Genomic DNA, 18697 nt, shown 5'->3' with positions numbered 1-18697 from the left:
ACCGCGTTTTCTTAATTTTATGCTTGTTCCTCTTCTTTCAAACCTTTTTCCATCGCTTTCCACGCTAGAGTGGCACATTTGATGCGGGCTGGAAACTTACATACACCCTGAAGTGCTTCAATATCACCTAAATCAAGATCGTCATCGTCGTATTCAATTCCCTGCATCATATCAGAAAAAATCTTCGCTAATTTTAAAGCTTCTTCGATTTTTTTCCCCTTAATCGCCTGCGTCATCATCGAAGCAGATGACATTGAAATCGAACAGCCTTCCCCTTCTTGCTTTGCGTCGACCACAATTCCATTCTCCACTTTTAGTGTTAATTGAATACGGTCACCACAGGTAGGGTTATTCATATTAATAGTATGGCTGCCATCCTCTAAAACACCGCGATTACGAGGATTTTTATAATGATCCATAATCACCTGACGGTACAGTGTATCTAAATTATTAGAAGACATCGCTGAAATACTCCTTTGTTTTAACAAGTCCTTCAACAAGTTTATCTATATCATCTTCTGTATTATACAAGTAGAAGCTTGCACGTGCAGTCGCGGAGGCTTTAAGCCATCTCATTAGCGGCTGAGCGCAATGATGTCCGGCACGAACAGCAATACCTTCTGCATCAAGTACCGTTGCTACATCATGAGGATGAACATCACTTAAATTAAAAGTGATTAGCCCTGCCCGCTTCGCTGCATCAAGTGGACCGTAAATAGTCATTCCTTCTACAGCAGACATTTTTTCCAAAGCATATGCTGCAAGTTTATGTTCATGTTCGGCAATTTGGTCTAAGCCTACTTCATTTAAAAAGTCGATAGCAGCCCCAAGACCAATGGCGCCTGCAATGATTGGAGTACCGCCTTCAAACTTCCAAGGCAGCTCTTTCCAAGTTGATTCGTACAATTGCACGAAATCAATCATTTCGCCGCCGAATTCGATTGGCTCCATGTTTTCGAGTAGATGTTTTTTTCCATAAAGAACACCAATACCGGTCGGACCGCACATTTTATGTCCTGAAAAAGCTAGAAAATCACAATCTAAATCTTGAACATCAATTTTCATATGCGGAGCACTTTGCGCTCCGTCTACAACCATGATAGCCCCATTCTCGTGTGCAATTTGAGCAATTTCTTTGACCGGATTAATGACGCCAAGTACGTTTGATACTTGCATGACAGATACAACCTTGGTGTTTGCTGTAATCGTCGCACGTGCATCATCGAGTGAAATTGTTCCATCAGCTTGAAGTGGAATATATTTCAACTGTGCTCCAGTCCGTCTGGCCACTTGCTGCCACGGAATGATATTACTATGGTGCTCCATATAGGTTATAACGATTTCATCGCCTGCTTTTAAATTTGCTGCCGCATAGCTTGCAGCTACCGTGTTCAAAGACGTTGTCGTTCCACGGGTAAAAATTACTTCTTGAATGGACTTGGCATTGATGAACTTACGAACCTTTTCCCTTGCACCTTCGTAAGCATCTGTTGCTCTTGTTCCTAGTGTATGGACGCCACGATGGACATTGGAATTGATTTCACGATAATATTTTTCGATTGCCTCGATTACTTGGAGCGGCTTTTGAGATGTTGCAGAACTATCCAAGTATACCAATGGCTTCCCATTGACCTCTTGTTCTAAGATTGGAAATTGTGAACGAATATCCTGGATATTCATTAGCGTACTTTCCTTTCAATTACCTCAGTTAACTGTTTCTTTACTCCTTCAATTGGGAGCTGATTCACAACCGGTGCAAGGAAACCATGAATAACTAAGCGCTCTGCTTCTTCTTTACGAATTCCGCGGCTCATCAAGTAGTAAAGCTGAACAGGGTCAACACGTCCGACAGAAGCAGCGTGGCCTGCTGTTACATCATCTTCATCAATCAAAAGAATTGGGTTAGCATCACCGCGTGCTTTTTCACTTAGCATAAGTACGCGTGATTCTTGTTCCGCATTTGATTTAGAAGCACCATGTTCTATTTTTCCGATACCGTTAAAAATGGAGGTAGCACTGTCCTTCATGACACCATGCTTTAAGATATAACCTTCACTATTTCTTCCAAAGTGTACAACCTTTGTGGTAAAGTTTTGCGTTTGCTCGCCACGCCCAACAACGACTGTTTTCGTATCACCGTAGGAGCCATCACCGATCAAATTAGTTGTGTTATCTGAAATTGTATTTCCTTCATTCATTAAACCTAATGCCCATTCAATTCGTGCATCTCTTCCGACAACACCACGACGATTTACATAGGTTGTGATTCCTTTTGCAAGCGTATCAACTGCGCCAAATTGAACTTTCGCGTTTGTATTTACAATGACTTCCGTCAAGATATTTGCAACAGTAGTTGATACTTCCATCGTTGAAATGTAGTTTTCAACATAGGTTACTTTGCTATTGTCCTCAGCGACGACTATGACATGATTAAACAAGTTCGCCTGATCATTATCATGCACATAAATGGCATGTATTGGTTCAGAGACTTCTACATTTTTTGGAATGTATAAGAAAACTCCGCCATTGACTAGTGCAGCATTTAGAGCGGTTAAGCGATGCTCATCGGCATTGATGGCTTGTGTCATATAATACTTTTTCAATAAGTCACCATGTTCTTTAGCTGCTGTAAAAATATCTGTGAAAATAACACCTTGGCTCTTTAGCTCTTCCGATAAAGATAAAAAGGCCGGAGTTTGATTTCGTTGAATATATAAATTATTATTTTCAGCATCCACATCAATCAGTGCTTTTACTTCTTCTGGCAATTCAGCAAGTGAAGTATAAGGAGCACTTTTTACAGTATGTTGTGAGAATTGGGTGAAGTTCCACTTATCAATCTTTGTTTTGTCTGGTCTTGGCATTGGCAGTTGATCGAACTCAGCTAATGCTTTTAGACGTAGTTCTTCAAACCAAGCAGGCTCGCTCGTTTCTTTTGAAAAGGAGCGAACATTGTCCTTGTCAAATGGTAATTTGGTTTCAGTTGTCATTGTAATCCTCCTAACCCTCTCTTACGCTTCTTGCCCAACTGTTTCATCTTCAATTCCTAGCTCTTGTTTGATCCAGTCATATCCTTCAGCTTCTAAGCGTTGTGCCAGTTCTGCTCCACCGGATTTTACAACACGGCCTTGCATCATCACATGCACATGGTCTGGAGTGATATAGTTTAAAAGTCGTTGATAATGTGTAATAACTAAGCAGCCAAAATCTTCGCCGCGCATTTGATTGATCCCTTTTGAAACTACCTTCAAAGCATCGATATCTAGTCCGGAGTCAATTTCATCTAAAATTGCAATTTTCGGTTCTAACATCATTAATTGCAGGATTTCGTTACGTTTTTTCTCACCGCCGGAGAAGCCTTCGTTTAAATAGCGTTGTGCCATATCAAGGTCCATTTCAAGGTATTCCATTTGCTTATCCATTTTGCGGATGAATTTCATTAATGAAATTTCATTTCCTTCACCAAGACGGCTATTAAGTGCTGAACGTAAAAAATCGGCATTGGTAACGCCGTTAATTTCACTAGGGTATTGCATTGCAAGGAATAGACCTGCTCGTGCACGCTCATCTACTTCCATATCCAGGACATTTTGTCCATCTAAAGTGATTGTTCCGCTTGTCACTTCATATTTTGGATGACCCATAATTGCAGAAGATAAAGTGGATTTACCCGTACCGTTTGGACCCATGATTGCGTGGATTTCTCCACCCTTTATTTCAAGGTTCACACCTTTTAAAATTTCTTTCCCATCAATTGCTACATGTAAATCTTTGATCGTTAAAGTTGATCCAGCCATATCTATACCTCCGAAAAGAAAGTGTTGTTTCTTGTAGATTGAGTTATTCTATAACTCTATTCTCATTTTATTCTCATTCCAATCTTATAACAAATGAAATGTATTAGCAACTCTTAAACAGTAAAAACAGTCCATCTATTTTCATTAAGCTTGTACCAAATGAGAATGAAAAGGGGATTTGGAGTGGTTTTGAATAATAATTCAGTATATTATTATTAATGGAAATGACACTCGATTAAAATCATACCTCATTTTTTTAGCATTTCCAAGTGAATTCAGGTCTAATGTTCTCTCTATTTTTACCCATCGTCATTGTTTAAATGTATGCCATCTTTAAACACAACTACAGAGAAAAAGCCAGTGTTTCCCCACTGACTTTCTTCCTATTTATAACCTTATTCAGAAACTGGTACAACGGCACCTTTGTATTTATCAAGAATGAAATCTTGAATTTCTTTTGAGTGAAGCACTTCTACAAGCGTTTTGATTTCTTTTCGGTCTTTGTCCTCTGAACGAACGACAATTAGGTTTGCCGGAACAACGTCATCGCCTTCAAATGCAATTCCATACTTTCCGATGTCAATACCGCCTTCTAATGCGTAGTTCGTATTAATGACGACCGCATCACCTTCACCGCTATCGAAAGAAGAAGCTAATAATTTTGCTTCAATTAAAGTTGAGAAATCAAGGTTCTTAGGATTTTCGACAATATCCTCTACTCTTGCATTCGCGCCAACGCCTTCTTTAAGCTTAATTAAACCTTCTTTTTCAAAAATAGGTAAGATACGTCCATGGTCACTTAGTGAATCACTCATAATGATTTTTGCACCTTTTGGAAGGTCTTTTAAGCTTTTATATTTTTTAGAATAAATTCCGATTGGTTCCTTATGAATTCCACCAACACTTACAAAATCAAAATCCTTATTTTCTTTCATTTGAAGATCTAAATACCCTGGAGTTTGAAAATAGTTTGCGTCGAGTTCTTTATCCCTTAACGCTACGTTTGGCAGGATATAATCTTGAAAAACTTGCACTTCTAGGTCAATACCTTTTTTCTTTAATAAGGGTTTTGCCGCTTCTAGCACTTCCGCATGCGGCACAGCAGATGCACCAACGACTAATTTCTTGTTACCATCTTTTCCTTCTTTTTCCCCCGCATCGTTTTTAGCACCAGCGCACGCTGTTAGGGCAAATGCTAATAGAGCAATGACAATAAAACTAAATACTCTTTTCATAATTTAACTCCTCCTGTTATCGTTTATCAGTTTTCTTTGTAAAATAATCTCCAGCAAATTGGATGATAAATACTAAAATTAAAATCGCAATCGTTGCAACTAATGTGACAATCGGTCGATTACGCTGAAAACCTTCAAGGTAGGCAAAATGGCCAAGTCCCCCAGCTCCAATGACTCCGGCCATCGCTGTAAAGCCGACGAGCGAAATTGCTGTAACTGTAATCCCTGAAATTAATGCCGGCAAGGATTCCGGTATTAATACTTTAAAAATGATATGACCCTGTGTTGCCCCCATCGATTGTGATGCCTCAATAACACCTTTATCAATCTCCCTAAGGGCAATTTCTACCATTCGTGCGTAAAAAGGAGCTGCTCCAATAATTAGGGCCGGCATCGCTGCATTTGCACCGAGCATGGTCCCAAGCAATAATTTTGTAAAAGGAATTAATAAAACAATTAAGATAATAAAGGGGATCGATCTGAAAATATTAACAAAGCCAGCAATAACGACATTAACAGTCCGATTAGCCCATATATTTCCTTTATCTGTTAAAAATAATAGCAGACCGAGGAATAATCCTAATATGAAAGTCGTAAATACTGAAATGGAAGTCATATAAATGGTTTCACGTGTTGCTTCTATTAAATTTTCCCACTTTACCATTTCCATAAAATCAGCCATTACTGATCACCTCCACGCCGACTTGCTGTGAGTGAATATAATCGATGGCTTTCTGTATTTCGCTTGACTGTCCATCCAAGTGAATAAATAATGTTCCGTATGATCCGTTTTGCGTGTGCGAAATTTTCCCTTGAAGAATATTTACGACAACATCGAAATCTCGGATGACGTTTGTGATTAATGGTTGTTCTGCTGCTGCCCCGATGAATGAGAGCTGAACCACTTGTCCATGCGGATAAAGTTCGAGTAGATGTTTGATTGTTTCTATCGTTTCATCCGGTTCCGTTACCTGCTGGACAAATCGCTTTGTAATCGGCTGCTGCGGGTTTTTAAACACATTCAACACCGGACCAAGCTCAACGACTCTTCCGTTTTCCATTACTGCCACCTGGTGGCATATTTTACGGATGACATGCATTTCATGGGTAATCAAAACAATCGTTAAACCAAGCCGTTTATTAATATCCACTAACAAATCCAATATAGAATCTGTTGTTTGCGGGTCAAGTGCGGAGGTTGCTTCATCACAAAGCAGCACTTTTGGATTGTTAGCGAGTGCCCTGGCAATCCCTACCCGTTGCTTTTGTCCACCGCTTAACTGGGATGGATAAGCATTTTCTCTTCCCTCTAGGCCAACTAGTTTAATAAGCTCTTCCACTCTTTTTTTTCTTTGTGGACCATTTACACCTGCAATTTCGAGTGGAAAAGCGATATTTTCACTAACCGTCCTCGACCACAGTAAATTAAAATGCTGAAATATCATGCTGATTTCCTGACGTGCTTTTCGAAGCTCACTGCCTTTAATCTTCGAAATAACGCGGCCAGCTACTGTTACAGTTCCGTCGGTTGGCAGCTCTAATCCATTTAACATTCGGATTAAGGTACTTTTACCAGCACCACTGTATCCAATCACTCCGAATATTTCTCCCTCTTGTATTTCCAGGTTGACATCATCGACGGCTCTTAGCTGACCTTGTTTAGAAGGGAATATCTTCTGGACATTTTTTATTGATATCATTGAATCACCTGCTTCTTATCCAATTTACTTAACATTCTGAAAGATTTGTATTGTAATATACCGCTTATATAATATAGGGTTTGACTTTTTCAACAAAAAGATTCTGTTTTAACAAAATAAAAGCCTTTCTGCGCAGGCAGAAAGGCATCATTAAAAATAATCCTTTCTCCCATCTCCCAAAGCAATCGCTTTGTGTGAATTGGCACCATTTCAATAATAAATATTGACGGTTGCCGGGCTTCATCGGGCACATCCCTCCACCTCTCTTGATAAGAGCATCAAGTAACCTATATTCAATTAAAACGTTAATTTGTTTAAGTAATTATATTACGAAAGTTATCGTATCATGGATAAAAAGGGGTGTCAATGAAAATAACTTCATATTCGGAAAAATAAGTTTTGGTAACTTTTATGCATTTACCTTTAATGAGATTACACCAGTAGCAGCCAAAATAGCTGATTCGAGATCTTCGATTAAATCCTCAACATTCTCGATACCGATTGAAAGGCGAATCAAATCCTCTGTTACACCTGCAGCTTTCAGGCCATCAGCATCTAATTGCTGATGGGTGGTGCTTGCTGGGTGAATAATTAAACTTTTTGCATCGCCAACGTTTGCCACATGCGCCCATAGAGTAATCGAATCGATTAATTTGGCTCCTGCTTCTTTACCGCCTTTAATCCCGAAGACAACCATGGAACCTGCACCTTTTGGCAAGTACTTTTTGGCTAATTCATAATCTGGGTGGGATGGGTGTCCTGGATAAGATACCCATTCCACAGCAGGGTGATTGGTTAGATATTCCACCACTTCTTTTGTATTAGCCACATGCTCCTTCATTCGAACATGCAGTGTTTCAAGTCCAAGGATAAACTGGAAGGAATTTTGCGGACTTAACGCCGGTCCTAAGTCCCGCAGCAATTGGACACGGGCTTTGATAATATAGGCGATCTCACCTAGGGCTTCTGCATAAACCAGGTCATGGTAGCTGGCATCTGGCGTTGTAAAACCAGGGAATCGCGGCGAATTCCAATCGAACTTCCCACCATCGACAATAACTCCACCAGTAGTTGTTCCATTTCCTAAAAGCCATTTGGTGGCAGAATGAATCACAATATCGGCACCATATTCAATTGGCCGGCACAGATATGGAGTGGCAAAGGTGTTATCAATAATTAATGGAACACCTGCTGCATGGGCAATATCGGCGACTTTTTCAATATCAAGTACACGAAGGCTTGGGTTACCAATCGTTTCAGCGAAAACAGCCTTTGTTTTGTCGGTAATAGCCGCACGGAAGTTTTCCGGATTTTCAGGGTCAACAAATTTCACTTTAATCCCGTATTTTGGAAGCGTCACTGCAAAAAGATTATATGTTCCGCCATAGAGATTTGATGCCGATACGATTTCATCGCCAGCTTCAGCAATATTTAAAATGGCGAGGGTAATCGCTGCCATACCGCTAGCAACTGCTAGGGCACCAACGCCGCCTTCCAATAATGCTACTCTTTCTTCAAAAACGGTAGTAGTAGGGTTGTGAATGCGTGTGTATATGTACCCAGGTTCCGCTAAGCTAAATAGGTTTGCCGCATGCTCTGTATTCTTAAATTGATAGGCGTTGTTTTGATAAATCGGAACGGCTCGAGCCCCCGTTACCGGATCCGGAGACAATCCACCATGAACACTCAATGTTTCAAAACGATACTTCTTTTGATTTTCACCCATACTACTTCCTCCTTTTTTGCAATTCAACAAACAAAACCCCCGCTTCATAGAAGAGGGGGGACTCTCTCCTCATCTCTCAGAGCATCTCCGCTCTGCTGGATTTAGCACCGTGTGATTGTGTTATAAACCGGTTGCTGGGCTTCAAAGGGCCAGTCCCTCCGCCACTCTCGATAAGAATGTTTATTGAATTGTCTTTATTATTTGATTATTCACCTAAAACTTTACAGTAAGTTTAATTCCGAGTCAATAGCTCTGATTAGAAATTTGTTATTTTTGGTAAATTTTCCTGTGCCTTTGTCAAATAGAAGACAGATTCTAGTAATAATGTGCTGCGAATTGGAGCGGAAATACGTAATTGGCCGTTATGTTCAAGGGCCCTTAACCGTTCCTTCCCTTCAAGTAGTTGTTTCATTGCCTTAAGGTCACCGCGGATTTCGGATATCGTTCGTGTCACTTCGCTATCATGAAGTATGAAAATTTCTCCATTCTTTATGATAATCTGAATGGCTTTTTGTTCACAAACCAAATTCACTCGCAAATCGATATGTTCTAGTAACGGCAGAACATGCCTTTGCTGTTTGATTGCTAATTGAAAGTTTTTCAGCATCTCTATCATAATCCACCACTCCGGTCTGCTCTCTTATATTAAATATACAGGAACGGGGCATGAAATCCTCTTTAAAGTGGTCGACAATTATCAACCTTTTGGAGGGGATTTACGGAGATTTCCTGAGAAATATGTCGGATGGAGAGAATTTTTTGAAAAGTGTTGAAAATTATTCAAACATTACTGCTGATTAAAGGGCAGCATTTTGTAAAATGAAGTTAGATTCGATATCGAAAGGATGTGGATTATGAGTTTTAAAGACCGTAATGAATCAGATGAAATTAAAATTTTAAGATTTCTAAACTCGCGAATGAAATTAGCTGAAAAGGATAAAATTCGCTTTCATAACCTTGTGAAAGGATTTGAAGGTGACCGATTCTATGCTCTACCCAAAAAGGAATACAAAAATCCCCTGCATCAACTACAACGAAGTGAATCCCTACTCCGCCAGCTGTTAGAAAGCCTTGGGTATCGAATCCCTATTGAGGCTTATGTAGTTTTTATCAACCCCCATTTACTTGTTATAAAGTCCCACTTAATGAACAGACCATGTTGCGGACTGTTCCCTCTCTTCTCGGGTAGGATTTTACTTAAGAGGCTTGAGTACACCTAAAAAGCAGATGCAAGCGCGCATCTGCTTAGGATAAATGCTGTTTTATTTTTTCAAGCAAAAATGGAACTGATTGAAAAGCGTAGAGGGTTTCTTTTATCTTGCCGGCTTCAACAAATAATAGGCAAGGGACACTTTCAATTGCTAAATCCCTAGCAAGGTCTGGGTAGAAATTTAAATTCATTTTTCCCATATCTAACTCTACTAGTTGCTCAATGACCTGCAGCATTTTTGAAGCTACCTGACAGGTACCGCACATGGGTGTATAAAAATAGACTAACCCGGTCGCCTTTTTTTCAAGAAAGGCAGATAAATCTGTTCGATTCCATTCGTTCATATATCTTTTAACCCATTTCTAAAAATTCAGTATGAACATCGATATTCGCCCCTATTAGAACGGTTGCCAAATGGTGCACTGGCGCAGTTGCCACCTCACGATACATCCGATCAATATACAAATGTTCCGCTTGGGGAAATTCTCGTTTTAACTGTTTGCGAAGCTTTTCACCTGAGGAGTCGGCATCCACAAGAATATAGACATCCTTATCCTCAAGAAATTCAATTAGTTCATCTAATTTTGTGATACTGATTGTACCATTGGTACAAATAATCTCTACTGGTTCCTTAACAATTCTTTTGACCTTATTTTTATCTGATTTTCCTTCGACAATAAGAACTTTGTCAACATACGAATCATTCATCATCCATCACCTGTATTAGAAGTTGTTTATGTTAACATATTCTAAAATATTGATTACGTGTGTATTCTTCTGCCTATGTTAACTTTATCATTATTGTCATTTTAAAAATAGAGATTTGACTCAGAATTCACGTGAAATTTACCTAGTTAACACCATCCTCCATCATCACAATCTGTATATTTTGCATTAGGGTTTTCTGTTGTCGTGACATGTTGATAGATTTTTTGCTGATCCACTTCAAAATGATGCTCTAATTCTACTTGCATTTGATCTGAAAGCTTCATTTTTCCAATCGGTGTATTATCAAGAAACAGTTCCATTTCCCCATTTTTCATTTTGCCAATCACTCGATTAGTAACATCGACTCTTTGCTGCTTTAACGTCATTCTCCCACCCTCTACAATATATTTATTATAAGGTTCCCTAAAATAGTAGAAGAAAAAGTGGGAAATTAAGAGAAAAAGCACCTTGACAAGGTGCTTTTTCGGGATTAATTAGTCTTCTTTAATCATTTCTTCATATTGTTCAGCCGTCATGAGCTTGTCTAGTTCGCTGCTGTCTGATAATTCAATGACAATCATCCATGCTTTTTCATATGGAGATTCGTTGACAAACTCAGGGCTATCACTTAAATCTTCATTTACTTCAACGACTTTACCACTAACTGGAGCGTAAAGCTCAGAAACGGTTTTTACAGATTCAACACTTCCAAATGGTTCGTCAGCAGATATCTCATCGCCAACTTCTGGAAGTTCAACGAAAACGATATCTCCTAATTCATGCTGTGCAAAATCAGTAATCCCAACACGCACTTTTTCCCCTTCAACCTTTACCCATTCATGTTCTTCTGAATACCGTAATTCTTTTGGTGTACTCATCTTAAAAAACCTCCATTTATTTTTTTAAAATCTATCATCGAAATAAATCGATTCCCATTAGTAATGAAGGAAGAGCAGGCTCACAGCCACATTTTTTCATACTCTTCTTCTTTAAAGCCCACGGTGACACGGTCACCATCAGTTAAAATCGGCCGTTTGATTAACATGCCATCGGAAGCCAGTAATTCTAGCAGTTCTTCATCAGTTGCAGACTTCATTTTATCCTTTATACCTAATTCACGATATTTCATACCGCTTGTGTTAAAGAATTTCTTTAATTCCAGTCCGCTTTTTTGATAAAATTCCTGCAATTCCTCACGACTTGGAGGATGTTCAACAATATGTACTTCTTCATAGGAAAGCTGATGGGCATCCAGCCATTTCTTCGCGTTTCGACAAGTGCCGCATTTCGGATACCAGTAAAACGTCAGAGACATCAATATCACCGCCTTTTCCTATAAAATATCAATGACTTATTAGTGTCAATTGAATATTATCATACCGTTTTTCAAAATCCTAATGCAAAAAATATGTTCTACTTAAAAAAATTCGACTAATTTTTCAAAATTCCTTCCTTTTCTAATATAAAAATTTAAGCCCCCTTCCTAATAGAAAGGGAGCCTGATTTAATTAAACAAGATAGCGTTCAGCCTTAATTATGATATCAGCAGCTTCACGTTTTTTCGCAATGACATTAATTGGAGTATGACGTGTAAATTTACGAAGCGAGGACAACATCATGCGCAAGGTATCGCCTTGTTCAACAGCCACTAATGTTTCTTTGGCAATCGCCTCAAGCTCATTGAAGGCTTCTTGGCAGTAAATTTGTGTATAAAGAAGTTTCTGCTTGTTCTTATCTAAACCAGTTTTTGCAATCGCCTTTTCAGTACGTAACACAACGGATTCCATTGCATACACGTTAGAAATAAGATCCGCGATATTTGCTAAAACTTCCTGCTCTTTTTCAAGTGCTTTACCATATTTTTGCGTGGCTAAACCAGCTGCTAAAAGGGCAATCTTTTTTGCATTTCTTACAAGATATTTTTCCTGGGCAAGTGGCTCATCACCAGGTTCTTCTGGTGTTAACATCATTAATTCCTCTTGAAGGGCCACTGCCTTTTGGAATAATGGGAGCTCCCCCTTGAACGCTTTTTTCAATAAGGTGCCTGGCACTAGCAGGCGGTTAATTTCATTTGTTCCTTCAAAAATACGCTGAATACGTGCATCACGATATGCTCTTTCAATTGGATACTCCTGCATAAATCCGTATCCACCATGAATTTGTACACCTTCATCCGTTACATAGGCTAATACTTCACTTGCAAAGAATTTATTCAATGAACACTCAATCGCATATTCGGCAATTGAATTTGCCACTAATTTAATATCCTTTTCTTCTTCAGTTGAAAGTTTGCCTTGGTTTTCTTCGTACAGACCTATGGTACGGTAAACAGAGCTTTCTGCCGCGTAAATCTTAGAGGCCAGGGTTCCGAATTTTTCTTTGGTTAAATTGAATTGTGAAATTGGTGTTTTAAATTGTTGACGCCCATTTGCATATTTAACAGTCAATTCAAAGGCCTTCTTGGAACCACCCACACTGCCAACTGCAAGCTTGTAACGCCCGATATTTAAGATGTTAAAGGCAATCACATGACCTTTACCAATTTCACCTAATAAATTTTCGACAGGAACGGGAACATCTTCTAAAATAAGCGTCCGAGTGGAAGAACTCTTAATTCCCATTTTCTTTTCCTCTGCACCAGTTGAAACTCCAGCGAAATCCCGATCAACAATGAATGCAGTGAATTGCTCGCCATCAATTTTTGCATATACTACAAATACATCAGCAAAACCGGCATTGGTAATCCATTGCTTTTCCCCGTTTAGAATATAATGAGTACCTGCAGCATTTAATTTGGCCGTTGTTCTGGCACCAAGGGCATCAGAACCAGAACCTGGTTCGGTTAAGGCATAAGCGGCAAGTTTTTCACCTGATGCAAGGGCAGGTAAATATCTGCGTTTTTGGTCCTCATTCCCGAACAACACGATTGGCAGGGAACCAATTCCCACGTGTGCCCCGTGAGAAAGAGAGAAACCACCGCCTCCAGCCATTTTTTCGGTAAGTAGCGATGAGGTAATCTTATCTAGGGCTAAGCCTTCATATTCCTCCGGTACGTCAACTGCTAACAGACCAAGTTCACCGGCTTTTTTAAGGAGCTTCACCGTCCGGTCAAACTCATGGTTTTCTAAATGTTCAAGCTGTGGAACCACTTCTTTTTCAACAAAATCTTCTGCTGTTTTCGCAATCATCAAATGCTCTTCGGTAAAATCCTCCGGTGTAAATAGTTGCTCATAAGAAATATCTTCAATTAAAAAGCTTCCGCCTTTAATGATTTTTTCTGTTTGGTTTGCCATTATTTATTCCTCCTAATCTTTGATTAGTGGGGGCAGATAGCCGCCCCCTTGTAAAAGGTATATGTTGCATTTTGCTTGGGACAGCCCAAAATGGATTAAAGTAATTCAAATACGCCCGCTGCACCCATTCCGCCGCCAATACACATGGTTACTACACCAAATTGTTCTTTCCTGCGTTTTAATTCGTGAATGAGTGAGAGCGTTAATTTTGCTCCTGTACATCCAAGCGGATGTCCTAGGGCAATGGCGCCTCCATTTACGTTAACAATTTCATCATTTAGACCTAATTCACGAATAACTTGGAGGGATTGGGAAGCAAAGGCTTCATTCAATTCAAATAAGTTAATATCCGATAACTCTAGACCTGCAAGTTTAACCGCTTTTGGAATCGCAACGACCGGTCCAACACCCATAATTTCAGGCGGGACACCGCCAACAGCAAAGGATCTGAATTTTGCCAATGGCTTAAGACCAAGTGCCTCTGCCTTTTCACGGTCCATGACAAGCAAGACGGCAGCCCCGTCACTTGTCTGTGAGGCATTACCAGCCGTTACCGAACCTGTCACGGAGAAAGCCGGGCGGAGTTTACCTAATGTCTGCAAATTTGTATCTGGGCGAACGCCTTCATCCTGTGAAAATTGAATTGTTTTTTCAACAAGCTTATTGTCATTACCGACCGTCCGAATCGTCACATCGACTGGAACAATTTCATCGAAGAATTTCCCTTCGGTAATCGCTTTTGCGGCACGCTGATGGCTTCTTACCGCAAAAGCATCTTGATCCTCGCGGGAAATTCCATATTTCATCGCCACTTGCTCGGCCGTGTGACCCATTCCCATATAATATTGAGGAGCCGTTTCTGCTAGTTTGATATTTGGACGGACGACATGCCCCATCATTGGGATCATACTCATGGATTCAGCACCGCCAGCGATAGCTGTATCGGTGTGGCCAAGCATGATTCCCTGTGCGGCATAAGCAATTGCTTGCAATCCTGAAGAACAGAAACGATTCACTGTGATGGCAGGTACAGTGTATGGAAGTCCTGCTAAAGCTCCAATATTACGAGCCATGTTGTTGCCTTGTTCCGCTTCAGGCATTGCACATCCAATGATTAAATCATCAATATTCCCTTCATAATTTCCAGCACGCCTTAATGTTTCCTTTACCACCAATGCTCCCAAATCATCAGGGCGAACATGGGCGAGCGTACCTTTCTTCGCTTTACCTACCGGGGTCCTTGCTCCGGCAACGATTACTGCTTCTCTCATGTAAGTTCCCTCACTTTCTGTTAAATTAGAAAAATACGAATCTATTTTGGGGTCTATCCCCTCGTTCTTAACGATCTAAGCGAAACCTTTTATAAGGGGGGTCAGCCCCTTTTTTTAAAATTAGTTTCTTAATTGTTTACCCTTCACAAGCATATGCTGCATGCGCTGCTGGGATTTTGGCTCCGAAATAAGGCTTAAGAAAGCTTCTCTTTCAAGATCCAATAAATATTGCTCATCAACTTCTGTCCCGAATGGCACTTTTCCGCCTGCAATCACATAGGCAATTTTCTTGGCAATTTTCAGATCATGCTCTGAAATATACCCAGATAAACGCATCGCTTCGGCTCCAAGTAACAGGGTCGCATAGCCAGTTTCACCAACGACCGGCACCTTTCTGCGTACTTTCGGCTTATAGCCTTGTTCGTGTAAGGCTAACACTGCTTGCTTCGCATCATAAAGTAGATGATCATTATTAAAGCTGATTCCATCAGAAGAATCCAAGAAATTATTTTCACGTGCTTCTTCAGCGGAAGTGGAAACTTTTGCGGTGGCAATCGTTTCAAACACTTTATTTGCGACATTTTGCAGGTCAAATGGTACACCGTTTGGAAGGTTTTCTAAGTGCTTCATATAAAGCTCTTTGTTTCCGCCGCCGCCTGGAAGTAAGCCGACACCGACTTCAACAAGACCCATATACGTTTCGGCTGAAGCTTGAATGTGCGCAGCCGGCAGGCACACCTCAGCACCGCCGCCAAGTGTCATTCCAAACGGGGCAGCGACGACTGGCTTAGGGCTGTATTTCACTTTCAGCAAGGCACTATGAAGGTGACGGACAATCATATCCAACTCATAAATATTGTCATCCTGGACTTCCATGAGCATCATCGCTAGGTTTGCTCCGACACAGAAGTTCTTTCCTTGGTTCCCGATGACTAGCCCCTTATAGTTCTTCTCAACTTCTTCCACTGCAAAGTTAATCATTTGAACAATATCAAGACCAATGGCATTGTTAGGTGAATGGAACTCTAATAGAGCTACGCCTTCACCGATATCAATCAGACTTGCCCCGCTATTCTTTTTAATAACACCTTTTTGTTTCTTAATCTTTTTCAGGTCGAGTGCCTTCGGATTAAGTTCAACCAATCGATATTGGCCGTTATCATAGAAGAACAACTCGCCATTTTCTTCTAAATAGCAGGATGAATGTCCTTTTTCTAACATTTCCGTTACCCAGGCAGGAACTTCAAGACCGGCTTCCTTCATTTTTTGAACGGATTTTTCCACACCAATCGCATCCCATGTTTCGAATGGGCCTGTTTCCCAGCCAAAGCCCCATTTCATTGCGCGGTCGATGGAAACGATATCATCAGCAATCTCGCCTAATAGCTGAGCAGAGTATACAAGTGACTGTGCCATTGTATTCCATAAGAATTGTCCGGCCCGATCATTGGCATATACAAGCGCTTTCAATTTATTCGCTGTCCCTTTTTCCTGCTTGCTAAGTTCAACCGCAGGTGTCGATAACTTTTTACGTGGACCATATTCTAACGTGTTTGGATCCAATTCAAGAATTTCTTTCCCTTTTTTCAAAAAGAAGCCTTGACCTGATTTGCTTCCAAGCCATCCTTTTTCAACCATTGCTTTCAAAAAGGCAGGGATTTCGAAAACTTCCTTTTCTTTGCCTTCGACTTTTTCATAGACGTTATTAGCCACATGATAGAATGTGTCCAATCCAACCACGTCTAGGGTTCGAAAGGTTGCACTCTTTGCACGGCCAATAAGTGGCCCAGTGATGGAGTCTACTTCGCCGACACTTAAGCCCGCCTTCAGCATTTCCTGAACAGTTACGAGCAGACCGTAAGTCCCGATCCGGTTAGCGATAAAGTTTGGTGTATCCTTGGCGACAACCACACCTTTTCCTAAGACATCCTCACCGAAAGTTTTCATGAATGAAATTACTTCTGGAGCCGTATATTGAGTAGGAATCACTTCAAGTAATTTCAAATAGCGCGGCGGGTTAAAGAAGTGAGTGCCAAGGAAATGCTTTTGGAACTCTTCGGAACGGCCTTCAATCATTGCTTCTACAGAAATTCCAGATGTATTGGAACTGATAATGCTGCCTGGTTTTCGGTATTGCTCGACCTTTTCAAATACCTGTTTCTTGACATTGAGGTTTTCAACAACCACCTCAATGACCCAGTCCACATCTTTCAATTTGACTAAATCATCTTCCAGGTTACCTGCTTCAATCAGTGCTAAATTCTTTTTCACCGCTAATGGCGCAGGTTTTTGCTTCAATAATTTTTGAATAGATGTTGCACTGATGCGGTTACGTACTTGTTTATCCGCTAAAGTCAGTCCTTTTGCTTCTTCTTCTTTCGTTACTTCACGTGGCACAATATCCAATAATAGTGTAGGAATACCGATATTCGCTAGGTGGGCAGCAATTCCTGCCCCCATGACTCCGGACCCTAGGACAGCTGCTTTTTTAATCAATTGGTTCAACATTGTCTCCCCCTTCAAACTTTGAATGAATACTCATTCATTTTTTTGTCAAAAAAAATTCACATGTGAATGAGTCTTATTATTACTTACTATAGAATATTTTGAAAATTTGTGCAATCCATAAACGTGGAATTTTATAATTTTTTTTAAAAAATATATAAAAGGGCACCCTAATATCCGAGGTGATAACGATGGCGAAAATGAAGAAGGATCCTTCTAAAGCAGGCGTTAGTGCTGCAAGTGTGAAGGGCAATGGCGGGCCAGGCGGCGAAGAGGCTCAAGTTGACAAAAAAAACAGCCAAAACAATCAATTTAGACGAGGATGAAGAAAAACAGGCTGAGCACTTCAGCCTGTTTCTCTTTTTGCATAAAAATTCCTGTTTGAGAGACCATATAGTCGTAAAGATTACACGAATTAGGAGGGTTATTATGCAGCAACAAAATATGAATATGCCCAACATGAACATGCAAAATCAACAAACGAGAATGCCAGAGCCACCCGGAGTTGTATCAACAAAAGATGCCCTTTATTTAACAGATATGATGTCATGGAATTTGCTCTCTGCTAAAAAAGCACACTTTTTTGCCGGTCAGTGTCAGGACCCTGAATTAAAAGCGGAAGCAGAAAAAGTGGGACAAATGCACCAGCGTCATTACCAACAGCTGCTAGGTCACCTAGGACAGCACGCCAACCAACAGCAGCCACTCAATAATATGCAATAAAGAAAAGCGGAAGCGACCGTTTAGCGGCGTATGGACTGGAGCGCTCTGACTGAGATAAAGGAAACACGAAGAGCGTAAGCGCATTCGTGCTTGACTTATCGTAGGGAAGAGAGCGAAGTACACTAGCCGCTGGGAGCTGTAGCTAGACAATTAAAAAGGAGGATACTTTTCAATGAATCAAAACCAACAACAAAAGATAAAAAACCCTGAGACCCAGGTACCAAAAACGCCGCAAATGAACGAACGCGATTTCATCAATGATTTACTAACAACGGAAAAGTATATGACAAGTGCTTACAGTATGGCCCTGCATGAAGCAAGCCACGAAGGATTGTATCAGGACATTATGCAGGTTTTTACAGAAACTCAACAATGCCAGCGCAACCTTTATGACCTCATGTTTAAAAAGGGCTGGTATTCAGTTGAAGCCGCTGATCAGCAAAAGCTGCAGCAGTCCTACCAGCAATTTCAAGGATATACGAATCAGTTACCAAGTGGCGGGACTATTCAATAATTGTAAAAACCGGAG

The 18697-nt window shown here is 40.4% G+C and carries 21 protein-coding genes and 2 riboswitches; of the genes, 4 read left to right on the top strand and 17 right to left on the bottom strand.

Features of this window, described 5'->3' with window-relative positions; all coding sequences use genetic code 11:
• Positions 1-17: 17 nt before the first annotated feature.
• The 9 genes from sufU to QF028_RS32855 form a co-directional block, all read right to left on the bottom strand.
• Positions 18-461, bottom strand: coding sequence for a Fe-S cluster assembly sulfur transfer protein SufU (gene sufU / locus QF028_RS32895; RefSeq protein WP_088089494.1), 444 nt, complete (start codon positions 459-461; stop codon positions 18-20).
• Positions 451-1680 carry a cysteine desulfurase gene (locus tag QF028_RS32890; protein ID WP_215015362.1) on the bottom strand — a complete coding sequence of 410 codons (1230 nt, stop codon included), beginning with the start codon at positions 1678-1680 and terminating at the stop codon, positions 451-453. The genes sufU and QF028_RS32890 overlap by 11 nt, the downstream gene beginning before the upstream one ends.
• Positions 1680-2990: a Fe-S cluster assembly protein SufD gene (gene sufD, locus QF028_RS32885; RefSeq protein WP_168245597.1), complete on the bottom strand. Its 1311-nt coding sequence runs from the start codon at positions 2988-2990 to the stop codon at positions 1680-1682. The genes QF028_RS32890 and sufD overlap by 1 nt, the downstream gene beginning before the upstream one ends.
• A 21-nt stretch (positions 2991-3011) precedes the next feature.
• Complete coding sequence (gene sufC / locus QF028_RS32880; RefSeq protein WP_088089497.1) at positions 3012-3797, bottom strand: Fe-S cluster assembly ATPase SufC; 786 nt, start codon at positions 3795-3797, stop codon at positions 3012-3014.
• Positions 3798-4192: 395 nt separating this feature from the next.
• Entirely contained in the window at positions 4193-5032 is an 840-nt protein-coding gene (locus tag QF028_RS32875) for a MetQ/NlpA family ABC transporter substrate-binding protein (RefSeq protein WP_429472030.1), read from the bottom strand.
• A 16-nt stretch (positions 5033-5048) separates the two neighbouring features.
• On the bottom strand, positions 5049-5714 hold the full coding sequence (locus QF028_RS32870) for a methionine ABC transporter permease (protein ID WP_215005393.1): 666 nt from the start codon (positions 5712-5714) through the stop codon (positions 5049-5051).
• Positions 5707-6732, bottom strand: a complete 1026-nt coding sequence (locus QF028_RS32865) for a methionine ABC transporter ATP-binding protein (RefSeq protein ID WP_429472027.1) — start codon at positions 6730-6732, stop codon at positions 5707-5709. The genes QF028_RS32870 and QF028_RS32865 overlap by 8 nt, the downstream gene beginning before the upstream one ends.
• 166 nt (positions 6733-6898) lie before the next feature.
• Positions 6899-7008, bottom strand: a riboswitch (SAM riboswitch).
• A 133-nt stretch (positions 7009-7141) separates the two neighbouring features.
• The gene (locus tag QF028_RS32860) at positions 7142-8458 is read right to left on the bottom strand and encodes an O-acetylhomoserine aminocarboxypropyltransferase/cysteine synthase family protein (RefSeq protein WP_410882620.1); all 1317 of its coding nucleotides are present in this window, start codon (positions 8456-8458) and stop codon (positions 7142-7144) included.
• Positions 8459-8524: 66 nt separating this feature from the next.
• Positions 8525-8635, bottom strand: a riboswitch (SAM riboswitch).
• A 79-nt stretch (positions 8636-8714) separates the two neighbouring features.
• On the bottom strand, positions 8715-9074 hold the full coding sequence (locus QF028_RS32855) for an SCP2 sterol-binding domain-containing protein (RefSeq protein WP_410882618.1): 360 nt from the start codon (positions 9072-9074) through the stop codon (positions 8715-8717).
• 229 nt (positions 9075-9303) lie between these two features.
• Here QF028_RS32855 and QF028_RS32850 point away from each other — a divergent pair, with 229 nt between their 5' ends.
• Positions 9304-9678 (top strand): nuclease-related domain-containing protein, encoded by a 375-nt coding sequence (locus QF028_RS32850; RefSeq protein WP_429472024.1) that lies wholly within the window; start codon positions 9304-9306, stop codon positions 9676-9678.
• Positions 9679-9703: 25 nt separating this feature from the next.
• Here QF028_RS32850 and QF028_RS32845 read toward each other — a convergent pair whose 3' ends face one another.
• From QF028_RS32845 to QF028_RS32810, 8 genes are all read right to left on the bottom strand, one after another.
• Entirely contained in the window at positions 9704-10012 is a 309-nt protein-coding gene (locus tag QF028_RS32845; RefSeq protein WP_168245604.1) for a thioredoxin family protein, read from the bottom strand.
• Between the two features lie 7 nt (positions 10013-10019).
• Positions 10020-10376 carry a toprim domain-containing protein gene (locus QF028_RS32840; protein ID WP_088089506.1) on the bottom strand — a complete coding sequence of 119 codons (357 nt, stop codon included), beginning with the start codon at positions 10374-10376 and terminating at the stop codon, positions 10020-10022.
• Positions 10377-10522: 146 nt separating this feature from the next.
• Positions 10523-10762 (bottom strand): YusG family protein, encoded by a 240-nt coding sequence (locus QF028_RS32835; protein WP_429472022.1) that lies wholly within the window; start codon positions 10760-10762, stop codon positions 10523-10525.
• 108 nt (positions 10763-10870) lie between these two features.
• Positions 10871-11254 carry a glycine cleavage system protein GcvH gene (gcvH, locus tag QF028_RS32830; RefSeq protein WP_215005408.1) on the bottom strand — a complete coding sequence of 128 codons (384 nt, stop codon included), beginning with the start codon at positions 11252-11254 and terminating at the stop codon, positions 10871-10873.
• 80 nt (positions 11255-11334) lie between these two features.
• Positions 11335-11691, bottom strand: coding sequence for an arsenate reductase family protein (locus QF028_RS32825; protein ID WP_429472019.1), 357 nt, complete (start codon positions 11689-11691; stop codon positions 11335-11337).
• Positions 11692-11884: 193 nt separating this feature from the next.
• A complete protein-coding gene (locus QF028_RS32820; protein WP_429472016.1) occupies positions 11885-13669 on the bottom strand; it encodes an acyl-CoA dehydrogenase family protein in 1785 nt (594 codons plus the stop codon).
• A gap of 95 nt (positions 13670-13764) precedes the next feature.
• On the bottom strand, positions 13765-14940 hold the full coding sequence (locus QF028_RS32815) for an acetyl-CoA C-acetyltransferase (RefSeq protein WP_215005417.1): 1176 nt from the start codon (positions 14938-14940) through the stop codon (positions 13765-13767).
• Positions 14941-15060: 120 nt separating this feature from the next.
• Positions 15061-17448: a 3-hydroxyacyl-CoA dehydrogenase NAD-binding domain-containing protein gene (locus QF028_RS32810; protein ID WP_429472013.1), complete on the bottom strand. Its 2388-nt coding sequence runs from the start codon at positions 17446-17448 to the stop codon at positions 15061-15063.
• Between the two features lie 188 nt (positions 17449-17636).
• Here QF028_RS32810 and QF028_RS32805 point away from each other — a divergent pair, with 188 nt between their 5' ends.
• The 3 genes from QF028_RS32805 (at position 17637) to QF028_RS32795 (ending at position 18682) form a co-directional block, all read left to right on the top strand.
• Complete coding sequence (locus QF028_RS32805; protein ID WP_215005423.1) at positions 17637-17771, top strand: YuzL family protein; 135 nt, start codon at positions 17637-17639, stop codon at positions 17769-17771.
• Positions 17772-17874: 103 nt separating this feature from the next.
• On the top strand, positions 17875-18168 hold the full coding sequence (locus tag QF028_RS32800) for a hypothetical protein (RefSeq protein WP_088089513.1): 294 nt from the start codon (positions 17875-17877) through the stop codon (positions 18166-18168).
• A gap of 172 nt (positions 18169-18340) precedes the next feature.
• A complete protein-coding gene (locus QF028_RS32795) occupies positions 18341-18682 on the top strand; it encodes a spore coat protein (protein WP_098930876.1) in 342 nt (113 codons plus the stop codon).
• Positions 18683-18697 lie beyond the last annotated feature (15 nt).

Origin of the sequence: Neobacillus sp. B4I6, from assembly GCF_050434045.1 — a bacterium.
Lineage (GTDB): Bacteria > Bacillota > Bacilli > Bacillales > Cytobacillaceae > Neobacillus.
This window is presented reverse-complemented; position numbering and strand designations above follow the sequence as displayed.

Bases quoted from the DNA above. Each gene is read 5' to 3' on its own strand.
- sufU (WP_088089494.1), bottom strand. From the start codon at position 461: ATGTCTTCTAATAATTTAGATACACTGTACCGTCAGGTGATTATGGAT.
- QF028_RS32890 (WP_215015362.1), bottom strand. From the start codon at position 1,680: ATGAATATCCAGGATATTCGTTCACAATTTCCAATCTTAGAACAAGAG.
- sufD (WP_168245597.1), bottom strand. From the start codon at position 2,990: ATGACAACTGAAACCAAATTACCATTTGACAAGGACAATGTTCGCTCC.
- sufC (WP_088089497.1), bottom strand. From the start codon at position 3,797: ATGGCTGGATCAACTTTAACGATCAAAGATTTACATGTAGCAATTGAT.
- QF028_RS32875 (WP_429472030.1), bottom strand. From the start codon at position 5,032: ATGAAAAGAGTATTTAGTTTTATTGTCATTGCTCTATTAGCATTTGCC.
- QF028_RS32870 (WP_215005393.1), bottom strand. From the start codon at position 5,714: ATGGCTGATTTTATGGAAATGGTAAAGTGGGAAAATTTAATAGAAGCA.
- QF028_RS32865 (WP_429472027.1), bottom strand. From the start codon at position 6,732: ATGATATCAATAAAAAATGTCCAGAAGATATTCCCTTCTAAACAAGGT.
- QF028_RS32860 (WP_410882620.1), bottom strand. From the start codon at position 8,458: ATGGGTGAAAATCAAAAGAAGTATCGTTTTGAAACATTGAGTGTTCAT.
- QF028_RS32855 (WP_410882618.1), bottom strand. From the start codon at position 9,074: ATGATAGAGATGCTGAAAAACTTTCAATTAGCAATCAAACAGCAAAGG.
- QF028_RS32850 (WP_429472024.1), top strand. From the start codon at position 9,304: ATGTGGATTATGAGTTTTAAAGACCGTAATGAATCAGATGAAATTAAA.
- QF028_RS32845 (WP_168245604.1), bottom strand. From the start codon at position 10,012: ATGAACGAATGGAATCGAACAGATTTATCTGCCTTTCTTGAAAAAAAG.
- QF028_RS32840 (WP_088089506.1), bottom strand. From the start codon at position 10,376: ATGAATGATTCGTATGTTGACAAAGTTCTTATTGTCGAAGGAAAATCA.
- QF028_RS32835 (WP_429472022.1), bottom strand. From the start codon at position 10,762: ATGACGTTAAAGCAGCAAAGAGTCGATGTTACTAATCGAGTGATTGGC.
- gcvH (WP_215005408.1), bottom strand. From the start codon at position 11,254: ATGAGTACACCAAAAGAATTACGGTATTCAGAAGAACATGAATGGGTA.
- QF028_RS32825 (WP_429472019.1), bottom strand. From the start codon at position 11,691: ATGTCTCTGACGTTTTACTGGTATCCGAAATGCGGCACTTGTCGAAAC.
- QF028_RS32820 (WP_429472016.1), bottom strand. From the start codon at position 13,669: ATGGCAAACCAAACAGAAAAAATCATTAAAGGCGGAAGCTTTTTAATT.
- QF028_RS32815 (WP_215005417.1), bottom strand. From the start codon at position 14,940: ATGAGAGAAGCAGTAATCGTTGCCGGAGCAAGGACCCCGGTAGGTAAA.
- QF028_RS32810 (WP_429472013.1), bottom strand. From the start codon at position 17,448: ATGTTGAACCAATTGATTAAAAAAGCAGCTGTCCTAGGGTCCGGAGTC.
- QF028_RS32805 (WP_215005423.1), top strand. From the start codon at position 17,637: ATGGCGAAAATGAAGAAGGATCCTTCTAAAGCAGGCGTTAGTGCTGCA.
- QF028_RS32800 (WP_088089513.1), top strand. From the start codon at position 17,875: ATGCAGCAACAAAATATGAATATGCCCAACATGAACATGCAAAATCAA.
- QF028_RS32795 (WP_098930876.1), top strand. From the start codon at position 18,341: ATGAATCAAAACCAACAACAAAAGATAAAAAACCCTGAGACCCAGGTA.